The organism is Providencia sp. PROV_01 (genome assembly GCF_053098325.1).
Window position 1 is genome coordinate 2,530,067 of sequence record NZ_JBRFKD010000002.1, and the last position, 19,106, is coordinate 2,549,172.

At 40.5% G+C, this 19,106-nt stretch carries 17 protein-coding genes; 9 read left to right on the top strand and 8 right to left on the bottom strand.

Annotated elements, in window-relative coordinates; genetic code table 11:
• Positions 1 to 42: 42 nt before the first annotated feature.
• Positions 43 to 2,325, top strand: coding sequence for an FdhF/YdeP family oxidoreductase (locus tag ACU696_RS12365; protein ID WP_004911217.1), 2,283 nt, complete (start codon positions 43 to 45; stop codon positions 2,323 to 2,325).
• A gap of 57 nt (positions 2,326 to 2,382) precedes the next feature.
• On the opposite strand, the gene dsbB is transcribed toward ACU696_RS12365, so the two are convergent.
• Both dsbB and nhaB read right to left on the bottom strand, forming a co-directional pair.
• On the bottom strand, positions 2,383 to 2,898 hold the full coding sequence (gene dsbB / locus ACU696_RS12370) for a disulfide bond formation protein DsbB (RefSeq protein ID WP_004911215.1): 516 nt from the start codon (positions 2,896 to 2,898) through the stop codon (positions 2,383 to 2,385).
• 150 nt (positions 2,899 to 3,048) lie between these two features.
• Positions 3,049 to 4,599, bottom strand: a complete 1,551-nt coding sequence (gene nhaB, locus ACU696_RS12375; RefSeq protein WP_109913260.1) for a sodium/proton antiporter NhaB — start codon at positions 4,597 to 4,599, stop codon at positions 3,049 to 3,051.
• 221 nt (positions 4,600 to 4,820) lie between these two features.
• Between nhaB and fadR the strand changes: the two genes are divergently transcribed.
• Positions 4,821 to 5,537: a fatty acid metabolism transcriptional regulator FadR gene (gene fadR / locus ACU696_RS12380; RefSeq protein WP_004911211.1), complete on the top strand. Its 717-nt coding sequence runs from the start codon at positions 4,821 to 4,823 to the stop codon at positions 5,535 to 5,537.
• 93 nt (positions 5,538 to 5,630) lie between these two features.
• On the opposite strand, the gene ACU696_RS12385 is transcribed toward fadR, so the two are convergent.
• Positions 5,631 to 5,981 (bottom strand): hypothetical protein, encoded by a 351-nt coding sequence (locus ACU696_RS12385; protein WP_209101578.1) that lies wholly within the window; start codon positions 5,979 to 5,981, stop codon positions 5,631 to 5,633.
• A gap of 444 nt (positions 5,982 to 6,425) precedes the next feature.
• Here ACU696_RS12385 and ACU696_RS12390 point away from each other — a divergent pair, with 444 nt between their 5' ends.
• From ACU696_RS12390 to ACU696_RS12400, 3 genes are all read left to right on the top strand, one after another.
• The gene (locus ACU696_RS12390; RefSeq protein ID WP_110731963.1) at positions 6,426 to 7,727 is read left to right on the top strand and encodes a D-amino acid dehydrogenase; all 1,302 of its coding nucleotides are present in this window, start codon (positions 6,426 to 6,428) and stop codon (positions 7,725 to 7,727) included.
• 60 nt (positions 7,728 to 7,787) lie between these two features.
• Complete coding sequence (alr, locus tag ACU696_RS12395; protein ID WP_004911204.1) at positions 7,788 to 8,867, top strand: alanine racemase; 1,080 nt, start codon at positions 7,788 to 7,790, stop codon at positions 8,865 to 8,867.
• Positions 8,868 to 9,000: 133 nt separating this feature from the next.
• Entirely contained in the window at positions 9,001 to 9,753 is a 753-nt protein-coding gene (locus tag ACU696_RS12400; RefSeq protein WP_447343118.1) for a MipA/OmpV family protein, read from the top strand.
• Between the two features lie 101 nt (positions 9,754 to 9,854).
• Here ACU696_RS12400 and ACU696_RS12405 read toward each other — a convergent pair whose 3' ends face one another.
• The gene (locus tag ACU696_RS12405) at positions 9,855 to 10,736 is read right to left on the bottom strand and encodes a D-hexose-6-phosphate mutarotase (protein WP_004911200.1); all 882 of its coding nucleotides are present in this window, start codon (positions 10,734 to 10,736) and stop codon (positions 9,855 to 9,857) included.
• A gap of 292 nt (positions 10,737 to 11,028) precedes the next feature.
• Entirely contained in the window at positions 11,029 to 12,024 is a 996-nt protein-coding gene (gene gapA, locus ACU696_RS12410) for a glyceraldehyde-3-phosphate dehydrogenase (RefSeq protein ID WP_004911198.1), read from the bottom strand.
• Between the two features lie 355 nt (positions 12,025 to 12,379).
• On the opposite strand from gapA, the gene msrB reads away from it, so the two are divergent.
• Positions 12,380 to 12,793 (top strand): peptide-methionine (R)-S-oxide reductase MsrB, encoded by a 414-nt coding sequence (gene msrB, locus ACU696_RS12415; RefSeq protein WP_004911195.1) that lies wholly within the window; start codon positions 12,380 to 12,382, stop codon positions 12,791 to 12,793.
• A gap of 114 nt (positions 12,794 to 12,907) precedes the next feature.
• Entirely contained in the window at positions 12,908 to 13,213 is a 306-nt protein-coding gene (locus ACU696_RS12420; protein WP_004911191.1) for a YeaC family protein, read from the top strand.
• 118 nt (positions 13,214 to 13,331) lie between these two features.
• Here ACU696_RS12420 and pncA read toward each other — a convergent pair whose 3' ends face one another.
• The 3 genes from pncA to sppA form a co-directional block, all read right to left on the bottom strand.
• Positions 13,332 to 13,958 carry a bifunctional nicotinamidase/pyrazinamidase gene (gene pncA, locus ACU696_RS12425; protein ID WP_109913256.1) on the bottom strand — a complete coding sequence of 209 codons (627 nt, stop codon included), beginning with the start codon at positions 13,956 to 13,958 and terminating at the stop codon, positions 13,332 to 13,334.
• A 22-nt stretch (positions 13,959 to 13,980) separates the two neighbouring features.
• On the bottom strand, positions 13,981 to 15,000 hold the full coding sequence (gene ansA, locus ACU696_RS12430) for an asparaginase (RefSeq protein ID WP_004911183.1): 1,020 nt from the start codon (positions 14,998 to 15,000) through the stop codon (positions 13,981 to 13,983).
• 167 nt (positions 15,001 to 15,167) lie between these two features.
• On the bottom strand, positions 15,168 to 17,024 hold the full coding sequence (gene sppA, locus ACU696_RS12435; RefSeq protein ID WP_109913255.1) for a signal peptide peptidase SppA: 1,857 nt from the start codon (positions 17,022 to 17,024) through the stop codon (positions 15,168 to 15,170).
• A 471-nt stretch (positions 17,025 to 17,495) separates the two neighbouring features.
• On the opposite strand from sppA, the gene ACU696_RS12440 reads away from it, so the two are divergent.
• Both ACU696_RS12440 and selD read left to right on the top strand, forming a co-directional pair.
• A complete protein-coding gene (locus ACU696_RS12440; protein ID WP_209101577.1) occupies positions 17,496 to 18,047 on the top strand; it encodes an NAD(P)H nitroreductase in 552 nt (183 codons plus the stop codon).
• Between the two features lie 14 nt (positions 18,048 to 18,061).
• Positions 18,062 to 19,105, top strand: a complete 1,044-nt coding sequence (selD, locus tag ACU696_RS12445) for a selenide, water dikinase SelD (RefSeq protein WP_004911178.1) — start codon at positions 18,062 to 18,064, stop codon at positions 19,103 to 19,105.
• Position 19,106: the final 1 nt, after the last annotated feature.

A 19,106-nucleotide genomic window follows, 5' to 3' on the forward strand; every position in this document is an offset into this window, starting at 1 on the left:
GCACATATAAAGACATTTACATTTATTAAAGAGTAATGCCAAATGAAAAAGAAAATTGAAGAGTATGATGGCCCCGCTGCCGGTTGGGGGGCTGTAAAAGCAGTTGCAGAAGCATTACGTGGCCAAATGAAAGTAGGTCATGACATAATTGCGATGTTTGAAATGAATAAGGTAGACGGCTTTGATTGCCCTGGCTGTGCGTGGCCTGACCCAGTACATACGGCGTCATTTGATATTTGTGAGAATGGTGCAAAAGCAATTGCTTGGGAAGCAACATCTAAAAAAACAACGCCGGAATTTTTTTCTAAATATACCGTAACAGAATTACTTGAGTGGGATGATTTTCATTTAGAGGATGAAGGGCGTTTAACTCACCCCATGAAATACAATTCACAAACAGATAAATATGAACCTATCGAATGGGAAGATGCATTTCAACAAATAGGTACGCGTTTACAAAGTTATTCAGACCCAAATACTGTTGAATTTTATACATCAGGTCGAACTTCAAATGAAGCCGCATTCTTATATCAGCTACTTGCTCGTGAATATGGCACAAACAATTTCCCTGATTGTTCAAATATGTGCCATGAACCAACGAGTGTTGGTCTTGCTGACTCTATTGGTGTCGGCAAGGCGACAGTATTGTTGGACGATTTTGATAAAGCGGATTTAGTTATATGTATAGGTCATAACCCTGGGACTAACCACCCGAGGATGTTGAGCTCATTGCGTGAAGTTTCTAAACGTGGTGCTAAAATCATTGCCATAAATCCTTTAAGAGAGCGTGGTCTTGAACGTTTTACCTACCCGCAAGACGTGGTAGAAATGCTCACGTTAGAGTCTACTCCTTTAGCTGGACACTATTATAAAGTTCGTGTTGGTGGAGACACTGCGTTACTTAAAGGTGTGATGAAGTTATTGATTGAAAAACACCAAGCTGCAGTCGATGCAGGAAAAGAGCCTATTCTTGATACTGAATTTATATCAACTCATACACAGGGTTATGAAGCTTTAAAAAATGACTTACTGACAACGAGTTGGAAAGATATTTTAAGGGTTTCTGGCTTACCGCGTGAGTCTATCGAAGAGATTGCGGATCTTTATATTGAGGCAAAAAGTACCATTATTTGTTATGGCATGGGGATCACTCAGCACGAGCATGGTACGCAAAACGTTCAGCAACTCGTTAATTTATTACTACTGAAAGGTAATATTGGTCGGGAAGGTGCGGGAATTTGCCCTCTGCGTGGTCATTCGAATGTTCAGGGTGATAGAACCGTTGGTATTACGGAAAAACCGTCAAAAAGCTTTTTAGACAAAATTGAACAACGATTTGGTTTTAAACCACCAAGCGAATTTGGTCATGCAGCCGTCGCGAGCATGCAAGCCATTTCTGAAGGAAAAGCGAAGGCTTTAATCTGCATGGGCGGAAACTTAGCAGTTGCCATGCCAGATAAAGACGCTTGTTTTGCAGGTATGAAAAAGCTTGATTTAGCGGTGCACACAGCAACTAAACTAAATCGCTCCCATTTATTAACCGCTAAGCAGACATTTTTATTACCTGTATTAGGTCGCAGTGAAATAGACAGGCAAAGCAGTGGTGTGCAATGTGTGACCGTAGAAGACTCAATGTCGATGGTTCACGCTTCAAAAGGTTTACTTAAACCGTGTAGCCCTTATCTTAAATCTGAGTGTGCGATTATTGCAGGGATAGCTAAAGCGACAATACCGCAGAGTAAAGTTGAATGGGATGACTTTATCGGCAATTACGATTTAATTCGTGACGCAATGGAAGCGGTATTACCTGGTTTTGATGATTATAATGCACGCATTAAAATACCCGGAGGATTCCATCTGACTAATGCGGCTTCTGAGCGTCGTTGGTTAACGCAATCAGGCAAAGCTAACTTTGTACCGACAGAAGGTGTTATTGAAGACCCGAACTCAGCAGTTAACAGTGAACTCATTTTGGCAACATTACGTAGCCATGACCAATATAATACTACAATTTATGGATTAAATGACCGATATCGCGGTGTGTTTGGGCAACGAGATGTTGTTTTCATCAGTGGTGCAGAAGCCCAAAAACAGAAGTTACAAGCGGGAGATAAAGTGAATCTCATCGCATTAGACCGCGAGCAGAAACCAACAAAACGGCGTTTAGATAACCTCACTGTGGTGATTTATGATATGGCAGACCGTAGTGTTGCCACTTATTTCCCTGAAGCTAATAATTTAATTTCGTTGGATAATTTCGACCCGCAATGTGGTATTCCTGCGTATAAAAATATCCCTGTGAAATTAGAACGAGTCATTCAATAGGTTAATTTTATTACTTAGGAACCCCAAATGTTGAATATAACATTTGGGGTTTAAAGGCTATTTTTTGGCTGGGAAGAACTGGCTGATGATAACAATGATTGCAACTAAGAGATAAGCCACGAAGATACCAATTAACCATTGTGGCATATCAAGCCCTAAGAATGCCCACTGCCTAACGGCACAGTCACCCGTAGCTTCGAATACTGCTGGTACCCACTCTTGTAATGGTAACCAATCAGGGAAATTAACGAAGAAATCACATGATGCAAATGGTGAAGGATAAAGTTGTAGCATGGTATGCTCCCATGCAAGGTCTAAACCGCGCCAAGCAGAATAAACCCAAATAAGAATAGCAACCCAGCGTATGACCATGTTCCGTGGTGCTATCGCTCCAATTAAGCCAGCAACCATAATGCCAAGTAATGCAACACGTTCATAGATACACATAACACAGGGTTGTAGTTTCATAACATGCTGAAAATATAAAGCCGCGCACTCGAGCATAAAGGCAATAAATGCCATGAGTAGCCAAGCGCCTCTTCCTTGCGAACAGTAGTTAAAAAATCTGAACATACTTAGTATCCTAATTGAGTAATGCGCACATTTTGCCCCTATCGGCCCGATAAAAAAAGCAATTAAAGTGAAATAATGCAATTTTAGAGAGGGTTTTACCTAACATTACAATTAGCCGTATTGGTGCACGGCTAATTGTTTAAAGTATAGTTATTGTGCGAACGTAATCAACCCGATGCTTTCCATCCAATGTGTGATGGGAACTAGCCAGAATTCAACCCCTAATAGCCCAACAATGGTCATTACGAAGGTATATGGCAGTGCCATCCACACCATGCGGCCGTAAGATAAACGGATCAGAGGTGATAACGCAGACGTTAATAAAAACAAGAAGGCAGCTTGCCCATTAGGTGTTGCAACAGAAGGGAGGTTAGTCCCTGTATTTATTGCGACAGCTAATAATTGGTATTGTTCCGTTGATACTAAACCTTCATTTGCCGCTTTTAAGGCTTCTGTAATATAAACCGTCCCTACAAATACGTTATCTGACACGGCAGAAAGTAGGCCATTAAACAGATAGAACAATGATAATTGTGACGATTCAGAGGATTGCAACACAAACTGAATAAATGGAGTGAATAATTGCTGGTCAATGATTACAGCAACAATGCTAAAGAATACGGTTAGTAATGCGGTAAATGGTAACGCTTCCTCAAAGGCTTTACCCAGCGCGTGCTCCTCTGTGATACCACAAAATGCGGTTGTCAGTACGATGACGGATAGGCCAATAAGACCAACTTCCGCTAAATGGAAAGCAAGGGCGACAATTAGCCAAATACCAATTAAGCCCTGAATGACCAACTGTGCAAGATCTTTTTTGGTGCGTTTCGCCGTCAGTTTTTTATCGTGCTCAGTTAAAATCTGACGCACAGAGTCTGGAAGTTCAGCACCGTAGCCAAATAACTTGAATTTTTCCACAACAAAACAGACGACTAAGCCACAAATAAAAACAGGTATAGTGACAGGCGCCATGCGGATATAAAAGGTAATGAAATCCCAGTCAACATGTTTAGCAATGATGAGATTTTGTGGCTCACCAACCATAGTCATGACACCACCTAGCGCAGTACCAATACCAGCATGCATCATTAAACTACGTAAAAAAGCCCTAAATTGTTCGAGGGTTTGTTTTTGTTCTGCACTTTTAATGAAACCATCATTTTGCAAGTCTGTGTTGCTAGGTTGATTAGAGGCATATTGGTGATAGATAGAATAAAAACCAATTGAAACACTAATGACGACAGCAATAACGGTCAGTGCATCTAAAAATGCAGATAAAAATGCACTCGCCATACAAAAAGCAAGGGAAAGAATGCGTTTAGAACGCACGTTTATCAACAGTTTGGTGAATACAAACAGCAGCAATTGTTTCATGAAATAGATACCAGCTACCATAAAAATCAGTAACAAGATAACTTCAAGGTTATTGCTAATTTCATGTGAAATTTGTGCAGGGGTGGTCATGCCGATAATTACGGCTTCTATAGCGAGAAGGCCACCGGGTTGCAATGGGTAACATTTGAGAGCCATTGCTAATGTGAATATAAATTCAACAACTAATAACCAGCCTGCGACGAAGGGACTGATAAAATAGAAGATAATAGGGTTAATTATTAAAAATATAATAATTGCTAATTTGTACCAATCAGGCGAGTTTCCCAGAAAATTTTTCAAAAAAGCCGTTTTTAAACTAAAATCCATTATGGTTCGTTATCCTCTTTTATGCGGATGTCGTGTATTGTGCTATACATACTACTCTTATCTTTTACGGATTTTAAGCTTATTTGCTAATTGATAATGTATGAATTATATGGAAATTCTATGATTTGCTTCACTCTTTATTTTTAGTCTAACTATATCAGGTGATGACAATCTGGTATGATTTGCCCAATATCCGTCTAAATGTTTGGAATAATAAAAATATGGTTATTAAAGCTCAAAGTCCGGCTGGTTTCGCGGAAGAGTATATTATTGAGAGCATATGGAACAACCGCTTTCCACCAGGTTCAATTTTACCCGCGGAGCGCGAGCTCTCGGAATTAATCGGTGTGACACGAACAACCTTACGTGAAGTGTTACAACGTTTGGCTCGTGACGGCTGGCTAACCATTCAGCATGGTAAGCCAACTAAAGTGAATAACTATTGGGAAACGTCTGGCCTAAATATTTTGGAGACATTGGCTCGGTTAGATCACGATAGAGTGCCACAGCTAATTGATAATCTCTTGGCTGTACGTACCAATATCGCTGCAATTTTTATTCGTACTGCATTTCGTAACAACCCTGAGCAGTCATTGGAGGTTTTAGCGGGTAGGGAAAAAGTTGAAGATAATTCAGATGCCTTTAGTGATTTGGATTATAACGTGTTCCGTGGGCTGGCTTTTGCATCAGGTAATCCCATCTATGGATTGATCATTAATGGCCTCAAGGGGCTCTACACAAGGGTAGGCCGTTATTATTTTTCTAACCCAGATGCGAGGCGTTTAGCGCTGAACTTTTATCAGCAACTGGCTAATTTGTGTCGTGAACAAGCCTATGACCGTATTATGGAATGTGTCAGAAATTATGGTAAGGAAAGTGGCACTATTTGGCATAGTATGCAAGGTAATATGCCTAGCGACTTAGCACACATCCGCTAAACTCGAATGACTCTATCACCAATTAAACCAGCTGATAATTTTTGCGGCTGGTTTTTTTGTTTTTTAAGCTTTAAAACGGCTTGAGGCTAGTTGTCAATTATTGGGGCACGCACAGGACTTAGCAGCAAGTGTCGTGTCTGAATAATCCACTTTCTTGTGTGATAGGTCCAAATCCACTCTATCAGTCCAATCCTGACCATCGGGAAGCGGATGGTCAGTTTTAAATAAACAATGGTAATCAACCCTTACTGGATAACTGTCTATGACGATGGCAGGGCTGAGGCATACAGAAATAGGTTTAGTGCTTAAACAGATAATATCTCCTTTATCATAAACTTGTGTTCTTAAAACGAGAGATGATTTACAAAGTTCATCAGCAAGACTCATCCCTGCAGATAAAAATAAAATAATAAATAAGGCAAATAATTTTCTTTTTCTAATCATGGGGATACCCTAAATTCTAATTGATTAATAAGATGATTTGGTTAGTTTATTTCATTATTAAGATGACTAATTCGATGGAGCAGTCAAATTATCTATACAATCATAATTTAAAGAGATAAAAAAATAGCATCATTAGTTTTGTTAAATGTGGTTAAAAATGGTTAGCGACATAATGTTTCAATATTAAAGTATTAAATACTGAATTTATTAGTTAAAGAAATCATCAATAATTGATTTTATTGGGTTAATACATTGAAAATCAATAGGATATTAAATAACCTTAAAATCTTCAGTGAGAATATTCATCTGTAATGTAAATGAGATGTGAATCAAAATGGATTTATTATCTGTATTGTTAAAAGTGTTAATTCACCATATTGGCAAATAATTTCTAGAATATTATCCTAAAATAAATGATGCATACTTTTATTTTGTGGGGAAGCTATGAAAATTCTAGTGTTAGGTGCAGGAGTGATCGGTGTAACAACAGCATGGTATTTAGCACAAGAAGGGCACGAAGTGCTGGTGGTGGATAGACAACATGATGTTGCAGAAGAAACAAGTGCAGCAAATGCAGGGCAAGTATCCCCTGGGTATGCAACCCCATGGGGAGCTCCCGGGATCCCCCTTAAAGCCGTGAAATGGATGTTTGAAAAACATGCACCTCTGGCGATACGCCCAGATGGAACGTTATTTCAGTTGCGCTGGATGTGGCAGATGTTAAAAAATTGCGATATTCAACATTATGCAATGAATAAAAGTCGTATGGTACGTATCGCCGAATACAGTCGCGATTGTATTCGCCAATTAAGAGCAGATACAGGTATCGAATATGAAGCTCGTCAGGGTGGTACCTTACAGCTTTTTCGTACTACTGAGCAGTTCGATAATGCAGCGAATGACATTGCAGTCTTACAGCAAGAAGGTGTTCCGTACGAACTATTAGCATCAAATGAATTAGTTAAAGCGGAACCTGCGTTAGAATTTGTCAAACACAAGCTCACCGGTGGGCTGCGATTACCCAATGATGAAACAGGGGATTGCCAGCAATTTACCAAAAAATTGGCAAAGATGGCACAAAATGCTGGAGTTCAATTCAAATTTGGTGGCCATGTAGAACAGATTTTAACAGAAGGAAATAAAGTTAGTGGCATTAAAATTGATGGTGAAATTTTGCAAGCGGACAGATATGTCGTTGCAATGGGCTCTTATTCTACTTCAATGCTACAAACCCTAGTTCAAATTCCGGTCTATCCACTCAAAGGCTATTCATTGACTATGCCAATTATCGATGAACAGCGTTCCCCAATGTCCACCATCTTGGATGAAACATACAAAATTGCAGTAACGCGGTTTGATCAGCGCATTCGAGTTGGTGGAATGGCTGAAGTTGTTGGTTTTAATTTGAATATCCTGAAAAAACGCTGCGAAACATTGAAAATGGTGGTACAAGATTTGTATCAAGGCGGTGGTGATATTGCACAAGCACAATTTTGGACGGGCCTGCGTCCAATGACACCAGATGGTACTCCAATAGTTGGGCCGACAGCATACGGTAATTTATATTTAAATACTGGGCATGGGACACTGGGTTGGACAATGGCTTGTGGTGCAGGGAAACTGCTGGCAGATTTAATTTCAGGGAATACACCGGAGATAGCGTCTGATGATTTATCGGTATTTAGGTATCTTGATGGTTTTAATACCAAGCTGACTACTCATGGTGATTTAACACCAGCACGTTAAGTGTTTGATATTTGATACAATTGTAATTTTAGAATTAATTAAACGTACTAAGGAATTAAAATGCCGCGCCCAATAAGTGCTGTCATTCATCTACAGAATTTACAACATAATTTGTCTGTCGTACGGCAACATGTTGGAAAATCAAAAATTTGGTCAGTTATGAAAGCAGACGGTTATGGTCACGGCATCAAGCAAATTTGGCCTGCGCTAAAAGAAACGGATGGCTTTGGGGTATTAGATTTTGATGAGGCCATTTTATTGCGAAAAGAAGGGTGGAAAGGGCCAATTCTATTGTTAGAGGGTTTTTTCCAGCCTCAAGATTTACAATTAATTGACCAGTATAATTTAACAACTAGTGTTCATAGTGAGTGGCAATTATTCGCCATTGAAAATGCCCAATTTTCATCACCAATTTCAGTCTATATTAAGCTAAACAGTGGAATGAATCGGTTAGGTTTTCCACCGAACGATTACGAAAATGTCGTACGACGGTTATCTAAAATGCCGAATGTACGTAGTTTAACGTTAATGAGTCACTTTGCTAATTCAGATACCAAAACCGGCGTTGCTGAGCCTTTTCAACAAATCCAGCAATTTGAACACTTATCTTTAGAAACCTGTATCGCAAACTCAGGGGCAACACTGTGGCATAAACACACCCAATATGATTGGGTCCGCACGGGTATTTTACTGTATGGTGCGTCTCCAAGTGGAAAAGCTACTGATATATCTGGGTTGGGCTTGAAGGCAGCGATGACTTTACAATCAGAAGTGATTGCTATCCATGAAATTCCAGCAGGTCAATCAATTGGTTATGGTAGCCGGTTTACATCAACTAAACCGATGCGTATTGCGACAGTGGCGTGTGGTTATGCCGATGGTTACCCTCGGCATGCTGCAAATGGAACGCCTGTATGGTGTAAAGGTAAACGTTGTGCGCTATTGGGCGCGGTTTCGATGGATATGCTGACAATTGACATCAGTGATTGTGACGATGTTAAGCTTGGTGAGCGAGTAGAGATGTGGGGGCAAAATTTACCGGTTGATGAGGTGGCGCAAGCCGCGGGGACAATAGGTTATGAGCTACTCTGTGCGCTTGCAAAAAGAGTTCCTGTTTCTTATAAAAATAAAGTAGAATAATTATTAATCAATCACGCTAAAAACAGTTAGAATTTAGCTTTAAATGTGATTTTGATTACGAATATTGGGATTATAGCTATATTGATATAACATATAGCGGTGATCTATTTCTCATTATTTTTAGGTTAAATATATGTCTAAAGCAATTAAATTAACGACACTTGCTGTGGCTTTGAGTGTGTTATCTGGGGCCGCGTTTGCTGGAACTTGGTCTGTTGGGGGTTCAGTATTAGCGCAATCAACACCTTATAAAGGAATTAAGAGCCGTGATTATGTCACGCCAGTGCCTATTGTTAATTATGACAGTGAGAACTACTATTTTCATACATTAGCAGCTGGTTATTACCTATGGAATGATACGCAAGACCAACTATCATTAGATGCTTTTTATTACCCGCAATTTTTTAAACCTAAAGACAATGATGATAAAGCAATGCGTGAATTAGACCGTCGCCGTGATACGGTGATGACGGGGCTGACTTATCGTCATAACGCTGATTGGGGTACACTGAGAACGAATATTTCTGGTGATATCCTAGGTATCAGTAATGGTATTCGTGGTGAATTCGCCTATCTGTATGGTTTTGAAGGTGATAAGTGGTCAATCACCCCAGGTCTTGGTATTAAATGGGATAGCAAGAACCAAAACCGTTATGAATATGGTATTTCTTCAAAAGAATCACGTAATAGCGGTTTAAAACGTTATAACCCAGGTTCAAGTTGGACACCATACGTTGAAGTGACAGGAAATTATCGCTTTGATGAAAATTGGACGGTATTTGCAATGGGCCGTGTTGACCGCCTACCAAGTGAAGTGAAAGATAGCCCAATGGTGAATAAAGATGTTTCCGCCATTATGTGGACAGGTGTCACTTACACATTCTAAGTTTGTTATCGAAAGTTAAATTATTGAGCCCCTGATATCATTATGTTTATCAGGGGCTCAATTTGATCTATTTAGAAATCTTATACACTTAGACTGGATGATTAATCTTGCGGTTTATTATCGCGACTGACCATCACTAATGAAAGGCGAGCAGGGTGCTGTGCCTCACTTTTCATTGGGACATTAATCCTTGCCGTTTCTACACAAGCCATTTGTTTGTACCCATTATTTGGCATATCGTCCATACTGCATGATAACTCTGCCCAAGGGTTCCAACAGACAACATCACTATTATGGTAATGATGAATTTCTATTGTACGAGCCCATCCATCATCACGTAATAAGCTATATTCATCCGGTTCTGAATAAATACGGTCAGTATGTTTATTAAATTTGAGAGGTTCATTGGCATAAACTTCTTTATCTGCGACTTTGTCGAAATAGTGACCGCCTAACCCATAGACGGTGGCTTTTTGAATATCACTGATATTGAAATAACTATGCAGTGCGGCAGTAGTTTCGAAATCCCCATAACTTTCTAGTTCAAGTTCACATGTTTCACCGAGTTTCATACGGAGGATCAGAGTGAACTCATGTGGCCATAATTTACGGGTATAGTCGGTATCCGTTAACGTGAAGGTTAAAATAACGCCATCTTCATGCTCATTATGTGCGGTGAATTGCCAAGGTAAAATTCGCGCAAAACCATGGCTAGGGCTAGCAACAGGGCCGAACCAAGGCCAACAAATAGGGATGCCACCGCGGATAGCTACACCTTCTTTAAAAGCACTTTCTGAACTTAGCCATAAGCAAGGTTTTTGCCCTGCGGGTTGCCAATCAATAAGTTGAGCACCTTGTAAACTGACGGCCCCACGCACCTTAGGGTGCGAGATGACAATAAGTGGAAGCTCGCCGAGTTGGCGTTGAGTGATGTAAGCAGAGACTTGTTTAATGACTGGTAGTGCAAAAAGTTTGTCGTGCATGGTATTAGGCCTGTGTTAATGGAACAGTGTGAATACTCGTCATCTTTCAAACTGCAGCATTGCTGACTGTGTTCATTCACTTGAATTATTTAGAGTATCTATTCGGTATATTTAAAGGCGCGGTGACGCGGTGAATAGTATTCATTCTAAAATAAGTCATGTTTATAGCGTATCCAATAAGAGATCAACCATAAGCGATATAGCAGAAAATATGAAGTGTTAATTTGTTATTGGATACGATACAAAAGAGCCGCCAATCGGCGGCTCAGTTAGACAAATTTCGTTACAGCTCTTATTTAGAGATGTGAGCGATCAAGTCTAATACTTTGTTAGAGTAACCAGTTTCGTTGTCATACCAAGAAACTAATTTAACAAAGTTGTCGTTCAGTGCGATACCAGCTTTAGCATCAAATACTGAAGTCAGTTTCTCACCGTTGAAGTCAGTTGATACAACGTCATCTTCAGTGTAACCCAGAACGCCTTTCAGCTCGCCTGCTGCTGCTTCTTTGATTGCATCACAGATTTGAGTGTAAGTTGCTGGTTTTTCTAAACGAACAGTTAAGTCAACTACAGAAACGTTAGGAGTAGGTACACGGAAAGACATACCAGTCAGTTTGCCATTCAGTTCTGGAATAACTTTACCTACTGCTTTAGCCGCACCGGTTGATGATGGGATGATGTTTTGAGCAGCACCACGACCACCACGCCAGTCTTTATGTGAAGGGCCATCAACAGTTTTTTGTGTTGCAGTTGTTGCGTGAACAGTTGTCATCAGGCCTTCAACGATACCGAATTTGTCGTTGATAACTTTAGCCAGTGGAGCTAAGCAGTTAGTTGTACAAGATGCGTTAGAAACGATTTCTTGACCTGCGTAAGCTTTGTGGTTAACGCCCATAACGAACATAGGAGTATCATCTTTAGAAGGGCCAGTCAGAACAACTTTCTTAGCACCTGCTTGGATGTGTTTACGTGCAGTTTCATCAGTTAAGAAGATACCTGTAGCTTCAGCAACGACGTCAACACCGACTTCGTTCCATTTCAGGTTTGCAGGATCTTTTTCTGCTGTTACACGGATTTTTTTGCCGTTTACAACTAGGTGACCATCTTTAACTTCAACAGTACCGTTGAAACGACCATGAGTTGAGTCGTATTTCAGCATGTACGCCATGTATTCTGCATCGAGCAGGTCGTTGATAGCAACGATTTCGATGTCAGAACGCTCTTGTGCAGCACGGAAAACGATACGGCCAATACGACCAAAACCATTAATACCTACTTTGATAGTCATAGTATTTCCACCAGCTATTTATTCGTGAATTAAGTTGTAGTTAAAGTTACCAAAACCTTGCCAGCCGTCAAGCGGAATCGTGTCAATTATTGAAAAAAATCAATTCTGATACCACCAATTGCTTATTTGTCAGCCACTTCAGCGGCAAATACAGCCGCACGTATTATCGGGATTGTGCAGCATAATGAAACCATCTATCAGTGATATATGTGATACGGTTCACAAATCAAAACGGAAAGTAAGATGCTTCTTAGTTTAGAATAGTTTTACAGAAAATGTTGTTAATTTTTTGTTGATTGAAATTGATGTATGATAACCATTGAACATTTTAGTTATTTAAATATTTAGGTGTGATATGTCAAAAAAAGATAACCAACCTATTGATATTTCAGAATTAAATGAAATGCAGCGTTACGTTACACAGCAAGCAGGTACCGAGCCGCCATTCAGTGGCCAATTATTGCATAACCGTAAAGATGGTGTGTACGAATGTTTATGCTGTGGTTCACCTTTATTTATGTCTGAGAGCAAATTTGATGCAGGTTGTGGTTGGCCAAGCTTTTATCAACCCGTCAATGAAGAGGCTATCAAATACATTGAGGATTTCTCGCATGGGATGCATCGCATTGAGGTTCGCTGTCAACACTGTAATGCGCATTTAGGGCATGTATTTCCCGATGGTCCGCAGCCCACGGGGCAGCGTTACTGTATTAATTCAGCATCATTAAGCTTTATCGATGATGATAATGGTGAAAAGACCCGTGGATAAAGAGCTGAAGGGTGCTGAAATTTTAATATTAGAATGACAAAAACGATTCAGCTATCAGCTAAAATTAAGAATAATAAAATAACGTGTTAATTGCGTACTTGAAGGAGCCTTACCGTGAGCGTTGAAGTTAATCCAGAGCAACTTGAACAATTATTAGCAGTGATGACACCTGAAATCTATCAGCGCCTAGTAACCGCAGTTGAGCTAGGTAAATGGCCGGATGGGGTGATGTTAACGCCAGAACAAAAAGAGCATAGCTTGCAAATGGTATTATTGTGGCAGTCGCGGCATAACCATGACCCAGAGCATATGACGGTAGGGACTAATGGCGAAATTACGATGAAGAGCAAACAAGAGCTAAAAACGCTGTTTCAAGGTGAAATGTTGGCAACATTAAAACCGCAAAATAATGATGAGTAACAGTTACTCTGTAGATCTGTAGAATAGTTTGGTTATTCAATAGGGTGTTGTACAGTGACAGCGTCACTAAAACAAGTTTTCTCAATTGATATGAGAAAACTTGTCTACAAAGTCTGGGTTAATGCAGGTCAGTTAACGTGATTAACCTCGCGCCTTGCTTTTTCATTTCGTCTAAAGCTTCTTGGCTGTCATTGGCTGCAAGATTAACACCTCTACATCCATCCACTAGAACATCTACGCTATAGCCTAATTTTAGGGCATCTAACACGGTAAATTTGACACAGTAATCCGTCGCAATTCCCATAATAATTAAATGTGAAATGTGTTGTTCTTGTAACCATGCATGCAGGCGGGTTTGGCTAATTTTATCGTTATCGAAAAAGGCACTATAGCTATCAACCTGTGGGTTTTCCCCTTTGGTGAAAGTTGCACTAATCAGTGATTGGTTTAAATCTGAGTGTAATTTAGCGCCGTGCTCACCTTGTACGCAATGAATAGGCCACCAAACTTGTGTAATGCCATTTAGCTCACCGACTTCGCCAATTTGAGTATTTGAATTAGCCGCAAAACTAAGATGTGTCGCGGGATGCCAATCTTGGCTTGCAATGATGTCTATCTGTTTTTGTTGGCAAATAGCCATCGCCTTATTAGCAACATCAATAACATGTTCACTTTCATTTACTGCTAATGTGCCACCGGTGCAAAAATCGTTTTGTAAATCGACTAACAGTAATGCTGCTTTCATTGTGTCCTCAGTATGTTATCTGTTATTCATCAGCATAGCTCAACTCGCCGCGTAAATTATTCTGCATTAACTCTCGGATTAAAGCGGGGGTATAATTTTGGCTTAGTAAGTAGTGCAATTTACTTAAGGCGGCTTCAAAAGTCATGTCGTATCCACTTATCACACCAGCTTCTGCAAGAGCGTGTCCTGTGGCATAGCCTTCCATATTAACACGGCCAGAAATACATTGTGTCAGGTTAACCACAATAATGCCTCGGTTCGTTGCCTCGCGAAGTATACGTAGTAATTCAGGCTGTTGAGGGGCATTACCGACACCGTAAGAGCGCAATATAAGCGCTTTGACAGGTTGTTGGAGAATATTGCGAACAATCTCAACCGAGAGTCCCGGATAAAGTGTAACAACACCGATAGGTTGAGGTGTAATTCGGTGGCTTTTAAATTCACCTATGCCAATAGGTGCAGGGCACGTATTGAATGTACGAATATTGATACCCGCCTCCATTAAGGGGGAGCAGTTAGGTGAGCTGAAAGCATCAAAGCCGTCAGCATGAGCCTTAACGGTGCGGTTACCGCGATATAATTTGTTATTAAAAAACAGCCCGACCTCATTAACAGGGTAATTGGCCGCTAAATATAAGGCATTTAATAGATTTGTTTGCCCATCAGAACGTAATGCTTCTAATGGTATTTGTGACCCTGTCACGATCACTGGCTTTTTCAAGTTTTCAAACATGAAAGATAAGGCTGAGGCGGTGAAAGCCATAGTATCAGTGCCATGTAATATAACAAACCCATCATAAAGTGGATAATTTTCCCGAATATCATCAGCGATGAGCTGCCAATCTTCAGGAGTGATATCAGATGAATCAATCAACGGTTGATGCTCACGGATGGTAAACTCAGGCATTTCAGGGCGGTGAAACTCGGGCATTTGAGCTAACTGAGTTTGCAAATGACCAGAAACAGGAACATATCCCTGTGGTGAATGGCGCATGCCAATTGTTCCGCCTGTGTAGACTACATAAATTGATTTCTTCTGCATCTTATTACCTAATTTATCCAACTTATCGAAGGAGAATGATTATCAGGATTTTGACGCATTTGTTAGCGTATTACTATCGTTAACTTGCGAATAATTAGATTGATATGGGGTTATTGATGAGTTTGTGAGAGAAATCCCCTTCATTAACGCTGAAGGGGATTTAGCGATCAGTTAATTTCCGCGCAATTTAAGCAAAATGCGTAGCGGTTTTGAGGGTCATTCATTTTTAAGAAAAACTGAGCTTGCTGGCGGATATCCGTTGCGACTGCTGGGGGCAAAAACACCTGTAGTACATCCGGCATCGCGGCTTGAACGCTAGTGGTTAATTCAAGCAACAATTGATCCATGAAAGTCATCTCAGGCTTCATCCAATCTAGCTTAACATCAGTGAGTTTAGCGAGTTCTGCGGCTTTATCTATCGCAGTATCAAAATCACCTAGCTGGTCTACAAGGCCATTTTTAAGCGCGTCTTGCCCGATCCACACACGGCCTTGAGCGATTTTATCTATCTCTGCAGGTGTTTTATGGCGAGCTTTCGCGACTAAGCCAATAAATGTCTCATAACCATTTTCAATAGTAATTTGCATCATGTCAGCAAATTGTGGACTAATCCCTTTAGTCAGAGAAATATCGGCTAATGGTGATGTTGATACTCCATCAGTATACACCCCAATAGAATCTAAAGATTTTTCAAAGGTATTGATCACACCAAATATACCAATTGAACCTGTCAGTGTGTTTGGACTGGCAATAATATAGTCAGCTGGAGTCGATACCCAATACCCGCCAGATGCTGCCATTCCCCCCATAGAAACCACCACGGGTTTACCGGCAGCATGGGCCGAAGCCAGTTCACTGCGGATCAAATCAGAAGCGCTTACGCTTCCCCCCGGGCTATTCACGCGTAACACAATTGCTTTAATATTATCATCAAGGCGAGCATCACGAATTTGTGCTGCGATGGTATCGCCTCCTGCAATCCCAGCCGTTTGCGGGCCATCCATGATAGCACCTTGAACAACAATCACGGCGATATTGCCACTTTGATTCGCATTGGTATCTGTTATTTTAGCGGAGTAATCATAGATACTAATATTATTGAATTGTTTATTTTCTTTATTCCAGCCAAAGTGTTTACTGAGTAAATCTTCAACTTCTTCGTTTGTATAAAGTTTATCAACCAATTTTTGTTTTAAAGCATATTGCGCGCTATCGCCTTTGACAGAACGTAATTGTTCTAAAATAGCATCAGCTCCAGGGAAAATTTGCGTGCTGGTAGTATTGCGGTTTTTGGCGATATCTGCGAGGTAATTGTTCCACAGGGCATCCAACCATTGTTTATTGGCCAAACGTGCTTCAGGGGACATTTCATCACGCATTAATGGCTCAACTGCTGATTTATAGGTACCAACACGGAAAATATGGCTACTGACTTTAAGTTTTTCTAACAGTGACTTGTAATAAAGGCCATTAGTTGCGAAACCATATACCCCAACAGCACCTTGTGGTGTGAGGTAGATATCATCAGCGTAACTGGCGAGATAGTATTGTGATTGGCTATAACTGCTACCGATGGCGTAAACCTGTTTCCCTGAACTTTTAAATTCATTGATTGCTTTACCGATATAAGCCAGAGAAGGTTGGTCGGCGCCAACTAAATCATCTAGGCGTAATACCATTCCTGTAATACGGTCATCATTTGCGGCGGTACGAATAGTATCAACGATGTCGAATAATGAATTTTCTTGCATGCGGCTATTTGAAGTACCAAGTAGTTCACGGCTCATACGACCAAATGGGTCTGGAGCAGAAACTTGGTCTACGATAACGCCCTGCAAATCAACATACAAAGCACCAAAATAATTTTTTTCGGGTTGAGTTTCTGTTTGGTAAAGCGCAATTGACCCAATAACGACAAAGAATAATACTAAGAAAATGGCGTTAAAAACGAATTCCCTAATAAAGTTTAGTGCTCGCCAGCTAATTCTAAAGATGGTAGCGATGATGTCCCAAAGTTGACGCATGTTTTCTCCTATCCTGTATATTTTGCACCACACGGGTGTTAGCTTCACTGGTTTGCCGTTGACTTATGGCACAAACTATTTTTGGATATTACATAAATATGTCTTTCTACAGTTGGGCTATTTCCGCCTGTAGCATGAATTTACGACAGTATACTCAAAAGCAAATCCGTTACCCGATCATCACATCGAATTGTTGATGTCTTAGTTGTATCAATACAATTAGTTGCAACTGCGGGCTATTTTTATGCATAACAAAATTATGATCAGCAAGGTACAATGCTTCAATGATATTTTTCATGTGTGACAAATGATACAATTCAATGAATTTATAACGTAATTTTACCTAGCGAATAACCGTTATTATTGTATTAGTGTAAGCGATTTTCCTTTAAGCTGAAACAATAGATAGCGTGGGTATCATTATCTAATTGAATGATTATCATATCAGTTTACTCTTAAACGGAGACAAATATGGATGCTTTAACCCTTTTGTTGAACCGCCGTTCAGCTTCAAGACTCACATTACCAGCACCCCAAGGTAAAGAACTTAACAATATACTTGCTGCGGGGATGAGAGCACCTGATCACGGAGCTTTGAAACCATGGCATTTTGTTGTTATGCAAAATGAAGGTATTAACCGCTTCAGTGAGCTATTAGAAAAAGCGGCAATTGAAGGGCAATTAGGTGCTGAAGTAGAAGAAAAAGCACGTAACGCACCTTTTCGCGCTCCACTCATTATTACTGTAATTGCGAAATTAAAAGACCATCCGAAAATACCACAATGGGAACAATTAGTTGCTGCGAGTTGCACTGTACAAGCAATGCAGATGGCTGCGGTTGCTCAAGGCTTTGGCGGTATATGGCGCTCAGGAGCATGGACAGAAGATGCCGTGGTTCGTGCGGGATTAGGTTGTGGAGATAACGACCGTATTGTTGGATTTCTTTATTTAGGTACGCCAGAGCTTAAAGCACCAGCAAAAGTGCAAACACCTGATATGACAGGCTTTGTATCTTATTTCTAATAAAGAGAATAATAATGACTGAAAAAATTAGATTAACGCAATATAGTCATGGTGCAGGCTGCGGCTGTAAAATTGCACCGAAAGTATTAGAGCAAATTTTACACACGGAACAAGCAAAATTTCATGACCCACATTTGTTAGTTGGAAATGAAACGAAAGATGATGCGGCGGTTTATGATCTCGGTAACGGGATTGGTATCATCAGCACGACAGATTTTTTTATGCCGATCGTTGACTCTCCGTTTGAGTTTGGCCGTATTGCTGCAACTAACGCGATTAGCGATATTTTTGCTATGGGTGGAAAACCGATTATGGCAATCGCTATTTTAGGCTGGCCAATTGCTAAGTTACCGCCTGAAGTGGCTCGTGAAGTGATTGAGGGGGGCCGTGCTGCTTGTGCGGATGCTGGCATATCATTGGCTGGAGGGCACTCTATTGATGCACCTGAGCCTATTTTTGGTTTGGCAGTTACAGGTGTTGTGAATACGGAATATGTGAAGAAAAATAGTGCTGCAACAGCAGATTGCGAACTGTTCTTGACTAAACCGCTTGGGATTGGCGTTTTGACAACGGCAGAGAAAAAAGGGGTACTTGCGCCGGAACATCAACACTTAGCGGCAGAAACCATGTGCCAAATGAATAAGTTAGGAGCGGTGGTTGCGCCTTTAGAGGGAGTGACGGCTATGACGGATGTAACTGGTTTCGGTTTATTGGGTCATTTAAGTGAGATTTGCGAAGGGTCTAAAGTTCGCGCTGAAATTTCCTTTAGTAAAGTCCCTAAATTAGCCAACGTCGAAAAATATATTGAAGCAGGTTGCGTTCCTGGTGGAACAACCCGTAACTTCGACAGCTATGGTCACCTTATTGGCCCAATGAGTGATATGCAACGTCAGCTATTGTGCGACCCACAAACCTCTGGTGGCTTACTCATTGCAGTAAAACCTTCCGAAGTCTCTAAAATTAAAGAGATTGCACAGCAGCAAGGTGTTTTGTTACAGTCTATCGGTAAATTATTACCCCATCAGGATAATGTTCCTTTAGTTGAAGTGATAGATTAAT

Bases quoted from the DNA above. Each gene is read 5' to 3' on its own strand.
- ACU696_RS12365 (WP_004911217.1), top strand. From the start codon at position 43: ATGAAAAAGAAAATTGAAGAGTATGATGGCCCCGCTGCCGGTTGGGGG.
- dsbB (WP_004911215.1), bottom strand. From the start codon at position 2,898: ATGTTCAGATTTTTTAACTACTGTTCGCAAGGAAGAGGCGCTTGGCTA.
- nhaB (WP_109913260.1), bottom strand. From the start codon at position 4,599: ATGGATTTTAGTTTAAAAACGGCTTTTTTGAAAAATTTTCTGGGAAAC.
- fadR (WP_004911211.1), top strand. From the start codon at position 4,821: ATGGTTATTAAAGCTCAAAGTCCGGCTGGTTTCGCGGAAGAGTATATT.
- ACU696_RS12385 (WP_209101578.1), bottom strand. From the start codon at position 5,981: ATGATTAGAAAAAGAAAATTATTTGCCTTATTTATTATTTTATTTTTA.
- ACU696_RS12390 (WP_110731963.1), top strand. From the start codon at position 6,426: ATGAAAATTCTAGTGTTAGGTGCAGGAGTGATCGGTGTAACAACAGCA.
- alr (WP_004911204.1), top strand. From the start codon at position 7,788: ATGCCGCGCCCAATAAGTGCTGTCATTCATCTACAGAATTTACAACAT.
- ACU696_RS12400 (WP_447343118.1), top strand. From the start codon at position 9,001: ATGTCTAAAGCAATTAAATTAACGACACTTGCTGTGGCTTTGAGTGTG.
- ACU696_RS12405 (WP_004911200.1), bottom strand. From the start codon at position 10,736: ATGCACGACAAACTTTTTGCACTACCAGTCATTAAACAAGTCTCTGCT.
- gapA (WP_004911198.1), bottom strand. From the start codon at position 12,024: ATGACTATCAAAGTAGGTATTAATGGTTTTGGTCGTATTGGCCGTATC.
- msrB (WP_004911195.1), top strand. From the start codon at position 12,380: ATGTCAAAAAAAGATAACCAACCTATTGATATTTCAGAATTAAATGAA.
- pncA (WP_109913256.1), bottom strand. From the start codon at position 13,958: ATGAAAGCAGCATTACTGTTAGTCGATTTACAAAACGATTTTTGCACC.
- ansA (WP_004911183.1), bottom strand. From the start codon at position 15,000: ATGCAGAAGAAATCAATTTATGTAGTCTACACAGGCGGAACAATTGGC.
- sppA (WP_109913255.1), bottom strand. From the start codon at position 17,024: ATGCGTCAACTTTGGGACATCATCGCTACCATCTTTAGAATTAGCTGG.
- ACU696_RS12440 (WP_209101577.1), top strand. From the start codon at position 17,496: ATGGATGCTTTAACCCTTTTGTTGAACCGCCGTTCAGCTTCAAGACTC.
- selD (WP_004911178.1), top strand. From the start codon at position 18,062: ATGACTGAAAAAATTAGATTAACGCAATATAGTCATGGTGCAGGCTGC.